The 12550-nt window shown below is 61.2% G+C and carries 14 protein-coding genes; 6 read left to right on the forward strand and 8 right to left on the reverse strand.

Annotated elements, in window-relative coordinates:
• Positions 1 to 19 precede the first annotated feature (19 nt).
• Together murA and PH552_RS28720 are read right to left on the reverse strand one after the other, a co-directional pair.
• Positions 20 to 1333: a UDP-N-acetylglucosamine 1-carboxyvinyltransferase gene (gene murA / locus PH552_RS28715; protein WP_113250089.1), complete on the reverse strand. Its 1314-nt coding sequence runs from the start codon at positions 1331 to 1333 to the stop codon at positions 20 to 22.
• A 143-nt stretch (positions 1334 to 1476) separates the two neighbouring features.
• Positions 1477 to 2478, reverse strand: a complete 1002-nt coding sequence (locus PH552_RS28720; protein ID WP_285166462.1) for a 2-hydroxyacid dehydrogenase — start codon at positions 2476 to 2478, stop codon at positions 1477 to 1479.
• Between the two features lie 190 nt (positions 2479 to 2668).
• Between PH552_RS28720 and PH552_RS28725 the strand changes: the two genes are divergently transcribed.
• Together PH552_RS28725 and PH552_RS28730 are read left to right on the forward strand one after the other, a co-directional pair.
• Positions 2669 to 3208, forward strand: coding sequence for an SH3 domain-containing protein (locus tag PH552_RS28725; protein ID WP_113250090.1), 540 nt, complete (start codon positions 2669 to 2671; stop codon positions 3206 to 3208).
• 97 nt (positions 3209 to 3305) lie between these two features.
• Positions 3306 to 3908: a cadmium resistance transporter gene (locus PH552_RS28730; protein WP_285166490.1), complete on the forward strand. Its 603-nt coding sequence runs from the start codon at positions 3306 to 3308 to the stop codon at positions 3906 to 3908.
• 88 nt (positions 3909 to 3996) lie between these two features.
• Here the strand turns inward: PH552_RS28730 and PH552_RS28735 are convergent, their stop codons facing one another.
• Positions 3997 to 4989 carry an adenosine kinase gene (locus tag PH552_RS28735; protein ID WP_285166463.1) on the reverse strand — a complete coding sequence of 331 codons (993 nt, stop codon included), beginning with the start codon at positions 4987 to 4989 and terminating at the stop codon, positions 3997 to 3999.
• A 501-nt stretch (positions 4990 to 5490) separates the two neighbouring features.
• On the opposite strand from PH552_RS28735, the gene PH552_RS28740 reads away from it, so the two are divergent.
• Together PH552_RS28740 and PH552_RS28745 are read left to right on the forward strand one after the other, a co-directional pair.
• Positions 5491 to 6435 carry an AEC family transporter gene (locus PH552_RS28740; RefSeq protein ID WP_183765388.1) on the forward strand — a complete coding sequence of 315 codons (945 nt, stop codon included), beginning with the start codon at positions 5491 to 5493 and terminating at the stop codon, positions 6433 to 6435.
• A gap of 121 nt (positions 6436 to 6556) precedes the next feature.
• On the forward strand, positions 6557 to 7714 hold the full coding sequence (locus PH552_RS28745) for a patatin-like phospholipase family protein (RefSeq protein WP_285166465.1): 1158 nt from the start codon (positions 6557 to 6559) through the stop codon (positions 7712 to 7714).
• A gap of 60 nt (positions 7715 to 7774) precedes the next feature.
• Here the strand turns inward: PH552_RS28745 and PH552_RS28750 are convergent, their stop codons facing one another.
• Positions 7775 to 8353, reverse strand: coding sequence for a c-type cytochrome (locus PH552_RS28750; protein WP_112340094.1), 579 nt, complete (start codon positions 8351 to 8353; stop codon positions 7775 to 7777).
• Between the two features lie 151 nt (positions 8354 to 8504).
• On the opposite strand from PH552_RS28750, the gene PH552_RS28755 reads away from it, so the two are divergent.
• Entirely contained in the window at positions 8505 to 9260 is a 756-nt protein-coding gene (locus PH552_RS28755; RefSeq protein WP_113250094.1) for a 3-deoxy-manno-octulosonate cytidylyltransferase, read from the forward strand.
• Positions 9261 to 9284: 24 nt separating this feature from the next.
• Positions 9285 to 10139: a prephenate dehydratase gene (locus PH552_RS28760; RefSeq protein WP_112340092.1), complete on the forward strand. Its 855-nt coding sequence runs from the start codon at positions 9285 to 9287 to the stop codon at positions 10137 to 10139.
• 203 nt (positions 10140 to 10342) lie between these two features.
• Here PH552_RS28760 and PH552_RS28765 read toward each other — a convergent pair whose 3' ends face one another.
• From PH552_RS28765 to PH552_RS28780, 4 genes are all read right to left on the reverse strand, one after another.
• Positions 10343 to 10741: a VOC family protein gene (locus PH552_RS28765; RefSeq protein WP_183765410.1), complete on the reverse strand. Its 399-nt coding sequence runs from the start codon at positions 10739 to 10741 to the stop codon at positions 10343 to 10345.
• A 221-nt stretch (positions 10742 to 10962) separates the two neighbouring features.
• On the reverse strand, positions 10963 to 11331 hold the full coding sequence (locus PH552_RS28770) for a VOC family protein (protein WP_183765383.1): 369 nt from the start codon (positions 11329 to 11331) through the stop codon (positions 10963 to 10965).
• A 220-nt stretch (positions 11332 to 11551) separates the two neighbouring features.
• Positions 11552 to 11779: a hypothetical protein gene (locus PH552_RS28775; protein WP_285166466.1), complete on the reverse strand. Its 228-nt coding sequence runs from the start codon at positions 11777 to 11779 to the stop codon at positions 11552 to 11554.
• Between the two features lie 83 nt (positions 11780 to 11862).
• Positions 11863 to 12549, reverse strand: a complete 687-nt coding sequence (locus PH552_RS28780; RefSeq protein ID WP_112340088.1) for a helix-turn-helix transcriptional regulator — start codon at positions 12547 to 12549, stop codon at positions 11863 to 11865.
• Position 12550: the final 1 nt, after the last annotated feature.

The following is a 12550-nucleotide window of genomic DNA, read 5'->3' on the forward strand; positions in this document are numbered from 1 at the left end:
CAGCCGGTGGATGGAGCCGTCACGCTTCGCGGGGCGGGATGCGGGTGATGCGGGCACCCAGGGCATTCAGCCGCTCCTCGATGCGCTCATAGCCGCGCTCGATCTGCTGGGCATTGTTGATGACGCTCGTGCCCTCGGCGCACATGGCCGCGATCAACATGGCCATGCCGGCGCGAATATCAGGGCTTTCGAGCTGGGCAGCGCGCAGCTTGGAGGGGCCGGCAACGATGGCACGATGCGGGTCGCACAACACGATACGGGCGCCCATGGCGATCAGCTTGTCGACGAAGAACATGCGGCTTTCGAACATTTTCTCGAACATCAGCACGACGCCATCGCATTGCGAGGCGGTGACGATGGCGATCGACATGGTGTCGGCCGGAAAGGCCGGCCAGGGCTGGTCTTCGATCTTCGGAATATGGCCGCCGAAATCGGGCTGGATCTTCATCTCCTGGCCGGAACGGATGATGAGATCATCGCCGTCGATCTGGCAACGGATACCCAGGCGCTCGAAGGTCATCAGCGTGGAGCGCAGATGCTCGACGCCTGCGCGGCGGATGGCGATTTCCGAGCCGGTGACGGCGGCAAGGCCGATCAGCGAGCCCACCTCGTTGTGGTCGGGGCCGATGCGATGCACCGCGCCGCCGAGCCGCTGACCGCCGTGGATGGTCATCATATTGGTGCCGACCCCCTCAATTCGGGCGCCCATGGCAATCAGGAACCGCGCGAGATCCTGCACATGCGGCTCGGAGGCGCAATTGCGCAGGATCGTCGTCCCCTCGGCGAAAACGGCGGCGCAAAGTGCATTTTCCGTCGCCGTCACCGAGGGCTCGTCGAGAAAGACATCGGCGCCGCGTAAGCCCTCCGTGCGAAAGCTGTAGACGCTGTTGACCGCGATCCTGGCGCCGAGCTGTTCCAGTGCCAGGAAATGCGTGTCGACGCGCCGGCGGCCGATGACGTCGCCGCCGGGTGGCGGCAGCGTGATCTCGCCACAGCGCGCCAGCATCGGGCCGGCAAGCAGGATGGAGGCGCGTATGCGGGCACAAAGATCGGGATCGAGATTGGCGGGGCGAAGCTCCCGCGCTTCGATTTCGAGCTCGTTGCGGCCGAGCCAACGCACGTTTGCGCCGACCGACTGGATCAGCTCCACCAGCGCTTCGACATCGCGGATGCGCGGCACGTTGCTGAGCTCGACACGCTGGTCGGTCAAAAGCGACGCGGCGATGATCGGCAATGCGGCGTTCTTGTTGCCGCTCGGCTCGATCTCGCCCGACAGCTTGAAACCGCCCTCGACTACATATTGAATCCGCTCATGCGGCAGCGCCCGCGCCATCGTTTCCGCCTTTTCCTGATTTGTATTCGTGGTCACCTCTGGGCCGGCTTTATGACATGCACATGACCGGCGAGAGGGAAGTGAGATCAAATTTGCAGCTGGGTATTCAGCCCCATTTCGGCCGGAGAATCAGAACGCTTCGGTCATCGAAACGGCAGCACGCGATTGGGCGGACGATGGCCATCGATGAAGGTGCGGATATTGATGATCACCTTGTCGCCCATGTCGATGCGGCCCTCGAGCGTCGCCGAACTCATATGCGGCAGGATGACCACCTTGCCCTCGTTGGCGAGCTTCACCAGCTTCGGATTGACGGCAGGTTCATTCTCGAAGACGTCGAGACCGGCACCGGCGATCTTGCCCTCGCGCAGGATCTTGATCAGCGCCGTCTCGTCGATAACGTCGCCGCGCGCCGTGTTGACGATGTAGCTCGTCGGCTGCAGCAGCGCCAGGCGGCGGGCCGAGATCAGGTGATAGGTGGCCGGCGTCGACGGGCAATTGACCGAAACGATATCGACGCGGGCGAGCATCTGGTCGAGGCTGTCCCAATAGGTCGCCTCCAGCTCGTCCTCAGTTGCCGGATTGACGCGCTTGCGATTGTGATAGTGGATCGACAGGCCAAAAGCCTTGGCGCGGCGGGCGACGGCCGTGCCGATCCGCCCCATGCCGACGATGCCGATGCGCTTGCCGTGAATGCGGCGGCCGAGCATCCAGGTAGGCGACCATCCAGCCCATTCGCCGGGTTTGTCGGTCAACACGCGCGCACCTTCCGCCAGACGCCGCGGCACGGCAAGGATGAGCGCCATGGTCATATCTGCGGTATCTTCCGTCAGCACATTGGGCGTATTTGTCACGGTGATGCCGCGGCGCGCGGCGGCTTCGACATCGATATGATCCGTGCCGTTGGAGAAGCTGGCAATGAGCTTCATCTGCGGGCCGGCCTCTTCGATCACCTCGGCATCGATGCGGTCGGTGACCGTCGGCACCAGCACATCGACGGAGCGGACAGCCTGGATCAGCTCGGCCTTGCTGCGCGGGCGATCGTCGATATTGAGTTCGGCATCGAAGAGTTCGCGCATCCGCGTCTCCACCGCATCCGGCAGTTTGCGCGTGACGTAGATCTTCGGTTTTTTCTTCGTCGTCATGGCGAGCGGCGATGCCTTGTTCAGATGTTCTTAACCAAGAAGCAGGATAATTTTCCCGTTCCGGGCATTTCTACCAGACCCGCAGGCGAAGACAAACAAAACTCGCTGACGCGATCCGGAGATTTGCCGCTCACCGGAGCGAAAGGTTGCCGGAACGGCGCCTTTGTTATGACGAACGAACGGAAATCCCATGCGTGGCAAAGTATTGAAGTCCTGCGCCATTTTCGCAATCGGCCTGATGATGGCCGCTGCCTCAGCGGATCTTGCCGCCGCCCAGGCGGCCAAGGGGCCGAGCGGCTTGCCGCTGCCGCGCTTCGTCACGCTGAAGTCGAAGCGGGTCAATCTGCGCATCGGTCCGAGCGCCGATTATGCGGTGTCGTGGCTCTACCTCAAACAGGGACTTCCGGTCGAAATTATCCAGGAATATGATAATTGGCGGCGCGTGCGCGATGCCGACGGCACGGAAGGCTGGGTCAACCAGTCGCTGCTGTCGGGCCAGCGTTCGGCGATTGCCGCGCCCTGGATGAAGGGCAAGGGCAAGGCCGTCTTCGTCAATATGCGCCGTGAGTCCCAACCGTCCGCCGCCGTCATCGCCAAGCTTCAGCCCGGCGTGATGATGACCGTCAAGGAATGCACCGGCGACTGGTGCCTCGTCAGCGCCGACGGCACCGAGGGCTGGGTGGCGCAATCCGAGATCTGGGGCGCTTACCCCGGCGAAGCCTTCAAGTAACCAAGCCCGCATCGTTCCTCGGTGAATATAGCCGCGCGATTTTCCGGCGCGGTGATATATCCGGTATCGCAAAGGGAGAGCGGCGATCTTGGGTTATGTGCTTGGCGTCTTCGGCGTTGCTATCGCCACGTTCGTTTCGACTAATATAGACGACATCTTCGTTCTTCTCGGTTTCTTTGCCGATCCTAAATTCCGCTTGAACCAGATTGTCATCGGCCAATATCTCGGCATCGGCGCGCTCTATGGCTTCAGTGCCGTCGCCTCGCTGCTCGTCCTCGTCATTCCCGCCGCCTATATCGGCCTGCTCGGCCTTGCTCCGATCTATTTCGGCCTGAAGCGGTTGTGGGAGATCTGGAATGGTATCGAGACAGGGGATGATGCGGAAGATCACCGGAAGGCCTCGGCTGGGCACGGCAACATAGCGGCCGTCGCCCTTGTGACGATCGCCAATGGCGGCGACAATATCAGCATCTACACGCCGCTTTTCGCCACCCGCTCGGCTTATGAGACCCTGATCATAGGCTGCATTTTTGCTGTGCTGACGGCGGCGTGGCTGGGCGCGGCCCATTCCCTCGTCAATCATCCGAAGTTCGGAGCACCGATCAGGCGACACGGACACAGGGTCGTGCCATTCGTGCTGATCGCGCTCGGCATCCTCATCCTGTATGAGGCGGGAACCGCGAGGCTCTTCGGGCAATGAGCCTTGCCCGGCGAATTTATAGTAAAAGCCGCCCAGCGAACTGCTGGAGGCGGCTTCCATGAGCTGTTGATGGCGAATCTGAAGACGGTCAGAGCAGCTGGAATTCCTTCGCGGCCTCCGAGAGCGACCGCATCGGCCGGGGGCCGATCTGCTCGATGACGATGGCCGCCGCGAGATTGCCGAGCTTGGCGCAATCTTCCAGGCTACGGCCCTGCGTATAGCCGAACAGGAAACCGGCGGCGAAAAGATCGCCGGCGCCGGTCGTGTCGACACGCTCCTCAATGGGGTGGGCATCGACGACATAGCGTTCGCTGCCGCGCACGATGACGGCGCCGTCCTTGCCCGTCGTCACGGCGGCGATCTTGCAATCGGCCGCAATGAGCTTCAGCGCCTTCTCGAAGTCATCGGTCTCGTAGAGCGAGAGGGCTTCGTCGCGATTGGCGAAGACGATATCGACGGTGCCGGAGCGCATGAGATCGAGAAATTCGTCGCGGTAGCGGCCGACGCAGAAGCTGTCGGACAGCGTCATCGACATTTCACGGCCATTGTCGTGGGCGATGCGGGCGCATTCGCGGATAGCTTCCTTGGCGCGCGGCGGATCCCAGAGATAGCCTTCGAAATAGGTTACCTTGGCATCGGCTACGACGTCCGCCTCGACATCTTCCGGACCGAGTTCGACGCAGGCGCCAAGATAGGTGTTCATGGAGCGCTCGCCATCTTCCGTGACAAAGATCATCGAACGAGCGGTCGGCGGGAAGGTGCCCTGCGCCTTGGTTTCGTAGTGTACGCCCTGGGCGCGGATGTCATGCGCGAAGATCTGGCCGAGCTGGTCTTCGGCGACCTTGCCGAAATAAGCCGCCTTGCCGCCGAAACTCGCGACACCTGCCGCCGTGTTGCCGGCACTGCCGCCCGAGGCTTCGAGAGCCGGTCCCATGCGCGAATAAAGCAGTTCGGCGCGCTCGGCGTCGATGAGGTTCATCGCGGCTTTGGTGATGTTGTTGTCGATCAGGAACTGATCGTCGCAACGGGCGATAATGTCGACGATGGCATTGCCAACGGTCAGTACATCGAAGCGAGTCATCTATTGGAGGATCCCGGTGTTGGTGATAGCCGGTATCCGGTATTATCGGTTTTTCCGAAGTTTGGAAGAAAAATCAGCGCCGGCACGGCCAACTTGAGCTCAATCAGTCATTTGCCTGTCACTTTCTATCTTTAAATGCTTATCAAGCGGCTGGGATGGGAAGCTCGAAAGACTTCCGAGCCAGTCTGGGAAGGAATGATGCCTTCCGCCTCACCGGTACGCGGGCCGACCACGGATGAACTGGCGGCATGTGCACCGGGGGGACTTTCCGGCGAGGCCGGATACACAAGCGGGCATTGCCCGCTTTTTTGTTTTTACAGGTCCTCACACCTACAAGGCGCCGCGATCCGTCAGATCCGTTCCTGGTATTTTAAGCTTTTGATTTTGTGCATGTCGTCTTCGCAAAACCGCTCCGCACTTTTGCGCGACATGCTTTGAGCAAGCTGCTACAACTCCTTGATCGCTCTTCCTAAGCCCCGATTTTCACGGCCCCCGCCCGGCATGTCCGAAATTCTCATCGACGTCCTCCCCGTCTTTCTGCTCATTCTCGTCGGCTGGGTCATCGTGCGCACCGGCCTGCTGAAAGCCGATGTCGGCGAAGCAATGAGCGAGTTCGTCTTCAAGGTCGCCGTGCCGCTCCTGCTGTTCCAGACCATTGCCGAGGCGAATTTTCGCGGTGCTTCGCCCTTTCGGCTATGGCTCGCCTATTTCTCCGGTGTCGCCGTCACCTGGGCTGCCGGCCACATCGTTGCGACGCGGATGTTCGGGCGGGACGCACGGATCGGCGTGCTGGCCGGCGTCTCATCCGCCTTCGCCAATACGATCTTCATCGGCCTGCCGCTGGTGGGACGCACCGTCGGGCCGGACGGCGTCATGGCGATGTCGATTCTGATTGCCGTGCACCTGCCGACCATGATGATCGCCGGCACGCTGCTGATGGAGCAGGCCGAGCGCAAGGAGAATGCCGGCGCCGGCCGCAGCACCAGCGAATTGCTGCGGCAGGTCGGCAGGAACCTGGTGCGCAATCCGCTTGTCATCGGGCTCTTTTGCGGCCTTGTCGTTCACCTCACAGGCGTTCCCATCCCCGCGACGCTCGGCACCGTGGTCGACAGCATCGCCAACATCGCCGGCCCGGCGGCGCTGATCTCGCTCGGCATGGCGCTGCGCCAATACGGATTGTCGGGCAATCTCGGCATCACCAGCGTGATTGCCGGCTTCAAGCTGCTTCTGCTGCCGGCCTGCGTACTGGCGGCGGGTCTTCTGCTCGGCCTCAGCCCGGAATGGCGGGCGGCACTCGTGCTCACCGCCGCCGTTCCCACAGGTGTGAACGCATGGCTGATTGCCAATCGCTTCGGCGTCGGTCACAGTCTCGCTGCCTCGACGATTACCTTGACGACGGCGCTCGGGGCATTCTCGGTGTCGCTCTGGGCCTATCTGCTCGCCTAGCGCCGGTCCGGATCCGCCGACTTGCAATGGCATATCTCCACATTCGGAGAAGCAGGCAGGAAAATGGTCATATATTTGCGCATCCCGGCCTTCCCACCCGGAGCGCAGCAAAGGATGGCACATGAATATTGCAGCTCCAGTTACCAATCCAGCGGCCGCCTATTCACAGAAGGTTTTCGTGCTGCAGGGCGGCGGCGCGCTCGGCTCCTACCAGGCCGGCGCCTTTCAGGCGCTCAGAGAACAGAATATCGAACCAGACTGGATCGCCGGCATCTCGATCGGCGCCATCAACGCCTCCATCATGGCCGGTAACGTGCCGGGCGAGCGGCTCGAGAAGCTGCGCTCCTTCTGGAACAAGGTCACCATTCAGCTTCCGGTCGACCTCCTGATGGAGCGGCAGCGAGAAACGAACCCTTTCTATCGCACCGTCAGCAGCTGGTGGGTATCGACCTTCGGCGTGCCTGGCTTCTTCTCGCCCTGGCAGCTCCCGGCCTGGTTTCAAGCGCGCGGCTCGGCGGGTGCCACCAGTGTCTACGATACCGAACAATTGCGCCAGACGCTGCTCGATCATGTCGATTTCGACCGGATCAACCATGGTCCGGTGCGCCTCAGCCTCGGCGCGGTCAATGTGCGCACCGGCAATTTCGCATTCTTCGACAACCGGGACATCAAGATCGCGCCCGAGCACGTCATGGCGAGCGGCGCGCTGCCGCCCGGCTTTCCAGCGATCAAGATCGGCGGTGAATATTATTGGGATGGCGGTCTCGTCTCGAACACGCCTCTGACCTATGTGCTACGCAACGGCGCCGCAATCGATACGGTCGTCTTCCAGGTCGATCTCTTCAGCGCCATCGGCCCGCTGCCGCAGGACCTGGAAGAGGTGGAAGAGCGGCGCAAGGACATCACCTATTCGAGCCGCACCCGGCTCAACACCGATCTCTTTCTCGAACGCCATCGCCTGCGGCGAGCAATATCCGAGCTTTATGCGCGCCTTCCAGAAGAGGCCAAAGCCGATCCGGAAATCAGTAAGCTGGAGCAGCATTGCTCCGACTATGGCGTCACCATTATTCACATGATCTATCGCAACAAGCAGTTCCGCTCGCATTCGAAGGACTACGAGTTTTCGGCGCTATCGATGCACGAGCATTGGGAGGCCGGCTTGCGCGATGCCCGCAAGGCGCTGGCCGCGGAAGACTGGCGCACGCCTCCGAGCGCCGTGGATGGTCTCAAGGTCTTCGACCTCGATCAGAGAACGAAATCACGCCGCCATTCGGTCTGAACAGCAGCATGAAAAACCCGGCTCCTGGCAGCCGGGTTTCAATCCATCATTCAGATTATCTCAGTTCGTAGCGGCCGGTGCGTTCGGATCCGGCAACGGCACCTGCGTATCGGCCAGCGTACGCAGATAGGCGATCACGTTGGCGCGGTCCTCTTCCTTCGGCAGACCGGCAAAGCCCATCGCCGTACCGGCGACGAACTTCTTCGGAGCTGCGAGGAAGTGATAGAGATGATCATAGGTCCACTTTTCCGAACCGCCCTTGGAAAATTCCTTCATGCCGGCGGAATAGGCAAAGCCCTCGTGTTCGGCGACCGGACGGTCGACAATGCCCCAGAGATCGGGGCCGACCTTGTTCGGTCCTCCCTTCTCTCCGGAATGACAGGCCTGACACTTCTTGAAGATGGCTTCGCCGGCTTTGGCGTCAGCCTTCTGCAGCAGCTGGGCGATCGGCGTTTCCGCCTTGGCGGCCGCACCCTTGTCACCGCCTGCAGCCGGCTCCTCGGTCGCAACAATCGCGAAACCGGGTTTTTCCGGTGTCTCTGAATGGAAAATAAATCCTGACGCGAGCGACACGGACTTCAACACGAACAGCGTGGCCAGAAGCGCCCCGACACCCATGTTCACGTAGGATGAATTCATCTGCTATGCTCCCCTCGCCGCCGGCATCCTCCGCCGGCCCATCTTGAATTCGCGCGAAACCTATGTCTTTTGGCTGTTTCTTGCAACTCTGTAAACGGTCTCCACCGTGAGACGTTTTGACACTTTTCCCTCGGGAATAGAAGGCCCAACAATGACTGATCCGAATTTAGACAAGACGCTGGTCCTCATTCCCGCCCGCATGGCCTCCACGCGCCTGCCGGGCAAGCCGCTGGCTGACATTTGCGGTCTGCCCATGATCGTACAGGTTGCCAAGCGCGCGCGCGAGGCGGCGATCGGTCGCATCGTCGTCGCCGTCGACCATGAGGATACCTATGCCGCCGTCGCCAATGCCGGCTTCGAGGTCGTCATGACGCGCACCGACCATCAATCCGGCTCGGACCGCATTTACGAGGCGCTGCAGGCGGTCGATCCTGAAGGTCGCGCGGAGATTGTCGTCAATGTGCAAGGCGACCTGCCGACCATCGATCCAGCAACCATCCGCGCCTCGCTGCGCCCGCTGGAAGATCCGGCCGTCGACATCGCGACGCTGACCGTCGAGATCAAAGACGAAGAAGAAAAGACTGCGCCGAGCGTCGTCAAGGTCATCGGCTCGCCGATCTCGGAGAGCCGCCTGCGCGCGCTCTATTTTACCCGCACGACCGCCCCCTACGGCAAGGGACCGCTCTATCACCATATCGGCCTCTACGCTTACCGCCGCGCTGCACTCGCGAAATTCGTGAGCCTCGGCCCATCGACGCTGGAATTGCGCGAATCACTGGAGCAGCTGAGGGCGCTGGAGGCCGGCATGCGCATCGATGTCGAGATCGTTGACACGGTCCCGCTCGGTGTCGATACTCCCGCCGACCTCGAAAAGGCCAGACGCATCCTCTCCGCCGCTTCTCTCTGACGGCATTCCCCCAAGGGCAGTCCCATGATTACCAAGACCAACAAGATCTCCTTCCAGGGCGAGTACGGCGCCAATTCCGATATGGCCAGCCGCGACATGTTCCCGACCATGGAGCCGCTGCCCTGCCAAACCTTCGAGGATGCCCTTACCGCCATCGAGAACGGCGATGCCGATCTCGGCATGATCCCGATCGAAAACACGATCGCCGGCCGCGTCGCCGACATCCATCATCTGCTGCCGGAATCGCGCCTGCATATCGTCGGCGAATATTTCATGCCGATCCGCTTCCAGCTGATGGTGCTGCCAGGCGTAAAGAAGGAAGAAATCCGCACGGTGCATAGCCATATCCATGCGCTCGGCCAATGCCGCAACATCGTCCGCGCCAACGGCTGGAAGCCTGTCATTGCCGGCGATACGGCGGGGGCTGCCAAGCTGATCAAGGAAACCGGCGACCGCAGCATGGCGGCGCTGGCGCCGCGGCTTGCGGCCGATCTCTATGGGCTGGAAATCATTGCCGAGAATGTCGAAGACACCGAAAACAACATGACGCGCTTCGTCATCCTGTCGCGCGACGAGGACTGGACGGAACGCAGTTCGGCGGACGAAAAGATCGTCACGACTTTCGTCTTCAACGTCCGCAACATTCCAGCCGCCCTCTACAAGGCGCTCGGCGGCTTCGCCACCAACGGCATCAACATGACGAAGCTGGAAAGCTATCAGCTCGGCGGCCGTTTTGTCGCAACGCAGTTCTATGCGGACATCGAGGGCCACCCTTCGGATCCGCATGTGCGCCGCGCGCTGGAGGAACTGCGTTTCTTCTCCGAAAAGGTCCGGATCCTGGGCGTCTACAAGGGTCATCCGACGCGGGGCGATCTCTAACATTCGACGCGAACCCGGGCCACCTCGTGGTTCGAGGCAGCACCGTTTTCGCCGCGCTTGACGGCGCCGCTCCCCACCACGAGGCGGATAACGCCCTGTGGCGAGGCACAAAAGATCAGTCCTCGTGGTGAGGTGCGGAGCTCGAAGAGCAAAGCCTTGAACCCCGAGGGCGAGTGGTTAAACCGCTACAATTCCACGGCTAGCTATCCTTCGGCGTTGGTCACGACCTCGATGCGATGCCCGTCCGGATCGATGACGAAGGCGGCGAAATAAGCCGGCCCGTAATGTGGTCGAACACCAGGTGCGCCATTATCCTTGCCGCCATGAGCCAATGCGCCCTGATGGAACAGGACGACAGCCTCGCGGCCCTGTGCAGTAAAGGCGAGATGAAAGCCTGGGCCTGGTGCATGAGCCTCTTTGCCGCGCAGTTTGATGGCGAACTTATCGCCGCCACCCGGCGGGCCATATCCGATCGCCTGGTCGGGATCGCCGGGGGTCAAGTCTTCCCAAACCCTGACATAACCGAGCGGCGCAAATGCTGCGTCATAGAAGGCGGCGGCTTTCTCGATATCGGATACACCGAATGAAATATGATGGAGCAACTGTTCCTCGCGTGGTTTTGGGTGCATCGATCAGTGTCTTTGCAAATGCTGGAAGTCAACACAAACGGAGGACGCGAGGTTCCGCAAGCTGATGTTATGAAATAGCCTTTGCCTATCATCTCAAGCCCCTCATCCGACCTCCTGAGCTTGCCGAAGGGCGGCCATCTTCTCCCCGCAAGCGGGGAGAGAGGGCTAAGGTGAGGGGCAGGCAGGGCATGAATTCACTTATCCGGCTCACAAACGCGCAGGCGATGGCCGTCGGGATCGAGAACGACGAAGGTCGGGCCGAAATCCATCGTCGTCAGTTCCTGCGCGATCGGTAGGCCGCGTGCCTTCCAATCCCTGTAGTGCTGCTCGACGGCACCGGCGCCTTCGACCATGAAGCCCAGTTCGCCGCGATTGCCGATGGCGGAAGGCTGCGGCTCAACGCTGCTGCGGCGCCAGAGGCCGAGACTGAGGCCGTTGTCGAGTGCAAAGGCTACGAAATTCGGCGAGGCGAAGGCCGGCTCACGGCCGAAGAGATCGCGATAGAACGGCGTGCTTTCGCCGGGGTCCTTGACGTAGAAGATGATGAGGTTGGGGCTTGTCATTTGGATATTCCTCTTGTTTTGGTGGAATTAAGGGCATGCGGATAGGGCCGGCGAACGGAACAAAGTTCGCCGGAGATGACCGTGTCATTGCCTGGTTGGGTGCTTGCGAAGATGCGCTTCCAAAGAGCATTGCACTGTTGAGATCAGCGCCTTGCGCTCGGATGTTTGATTATGCGTATGTCGTTATCGCGAAGGCCGCGACGAGCTCCCGCGACCGGCCTCAGTGCATCCGATCTTCCTCTCGATACGGAGCACAGCCGTCCAGGAAGCCCAGATCCCGTTTCACGGAATCCGGTACTTCTTCGATATCGAGGCGATTCCACCGGCGGGTGAAATAGCCAAGCGCGATCTCAGAAAGACGATCCAGCCATGACCGATGCTTGCCTCTGTGCGCCTCGACGTCGCCGCGATGCATTCCTTTCATCGTGATGAAAACGCTGCTTGCCATGATCGGTCCTCCTTCCTGTCTGGATGGAGCCGATTATAACTATCCCTGCTGACAGTTTCTGGCAGTAGCATCGCGCCAGCCAGTCAATTATGGGCAATGCCCTCTTTGGCTTGCCATTCTCTTGCAAGCGCGACGCGACGGCGCGGGTAGCGCGCCTCGAGCACCGCGAAATCGACGATGCGGTCGGCGCGGAAATGGCGGAAATCCTGGCGCAGCTCGCACCATGCCATGATGATGCGGGAATTGTCGAAATAGCCGAGCGCGAAGGGCCAGATACGGCGGGTGGAAATGGCGCCGTTCACATCGCCATAGGTCAATTGCACCATGCGTTCGGTGCGGATCGCCTTGCGCATCAGGGAGAGATCGGCCTTGTCTTCCGTGATGCGGCGCGTGCCGACGACCACGGCGGCCTGATCGATCGCCTCGCGCATCTCTGGAGGCAGAACGGCAGCGATCTTGGCGAGAGCATCGGTTCCGGCTGCCGCCAAGCGGGCATCGGTTGCTCGCGCTACCCATCTCGACCCCAGCACCAGCGCCTCGATCTCGTCTTGCGAAAACATCATCGGCGGCAGCATGAATCCGGGCTTCAGAACATAACCGATGCCGGGCTCGCCCTCGATCATAGCGCCTTGCGACTGCAGACTGGCGATATCGCGATAGAGCGTGCGCAGGCTGACGCCGGTTTCCTCCGCCAGAACGGCACCGCTCACCGGACGACGATAGCGCCGCAGCGTCTGCAACAGCGTCAGCAAGCGTTCGGAGCGGGCCATG

This window comes from Rhizobium aureum, from assembly GCF_030182495.1.
Classification (GTDB): Bacteria; Pseudomonadota; Alphaproteobacteria; order Rhizobiales; family Rhizobiaceae; genus Rhizobium; species Rhizobium tropici_C.

Bases quoted from the DNA above. Each gene is read 5' to 3' on its own strand.
- PH552_RS28760 (WP_112340092.1), top strand. From the start codon at position 9,285: ATGATTACCAAGACCAACAAGATCTCCTTCCAGGGCGAGTACGGCGCC.
- PH552_RS28750 (WP_112340094.1), bottom strand. From the start codon at position 8,353: ATGAATTCATCCTACGTGAACATGGGTGTCGGGGCGCTTCTGGCCACG.
- murA (WP_113250089.1), bottom strand. From the start codon at position 1,333: ATGGCGCGGGCGCTGCCGCATGAGCGGATTCAATATGTAGTCGAGGGC.
- PH552_RS28735 (WP_285166463.1), bottom strand. From the start codon at position 4,989: ATGACTCGCTTCGATGTACTGACCGTTGGCAATGCCATCGTCGACATT.
- PH552_RS28755 (WP_113250094.1), top strand. From the start codon at position 8,505: ATGACTGATCCGAATTTAGACAAGACGCTGGTCCTCATTCCCGCCCGC.
- PH552_RS28780 (WP_112340088.1), bottom strand. From the start codon at position 12,549: ATGGCCCGCTCCGAACGCTTGCTGACGCTGTTGCAGACGCTGCGGCGC.
- PH552_RS28720 (WP_285166462.1), bottom strand. From the start codon at position 2,478: ATGACGACGAAGAAAAAACCGAAGATCTACGTCACGCGCAAACTGCCG.
- PH552_RS28770 (WP_183765383.1), bottom strand. From the start codon at position 11,331: ATGACAAGCCCCAACCTCATCATCTTCTACGTCAAGGACCCCGGCGAA.
- PH552_RS28725 (WP_113250090.1), top strand. From the start codon at position 2,669: ATGCGTGGCAAAGTATTGAAGTCCTGCGCCATTTTCGCAATCGGCCTG.
- PH552_RS28740 (WP_183765388.1), top strand. From the start codon at position 5,491: ATGTCCGAAATTCTCATCGACGTCCTCCCCGTCTTTCTGCTCATTCTC.
- PH552_RS28745 (WP_285166465.1), top strand. From the start codon at position 6,557: ATGAATATTGCAGCTCCAGTTACCAATCCAGCGGCCGCCTATTCACAG.
- PH552_RS28775 (WP_285166466.1), bottom strand. From the start codon at position 11,779: ATGGCAAGCAGCGTTTTCATCACGATGAAAGGAATGCATCGCGGCGAC.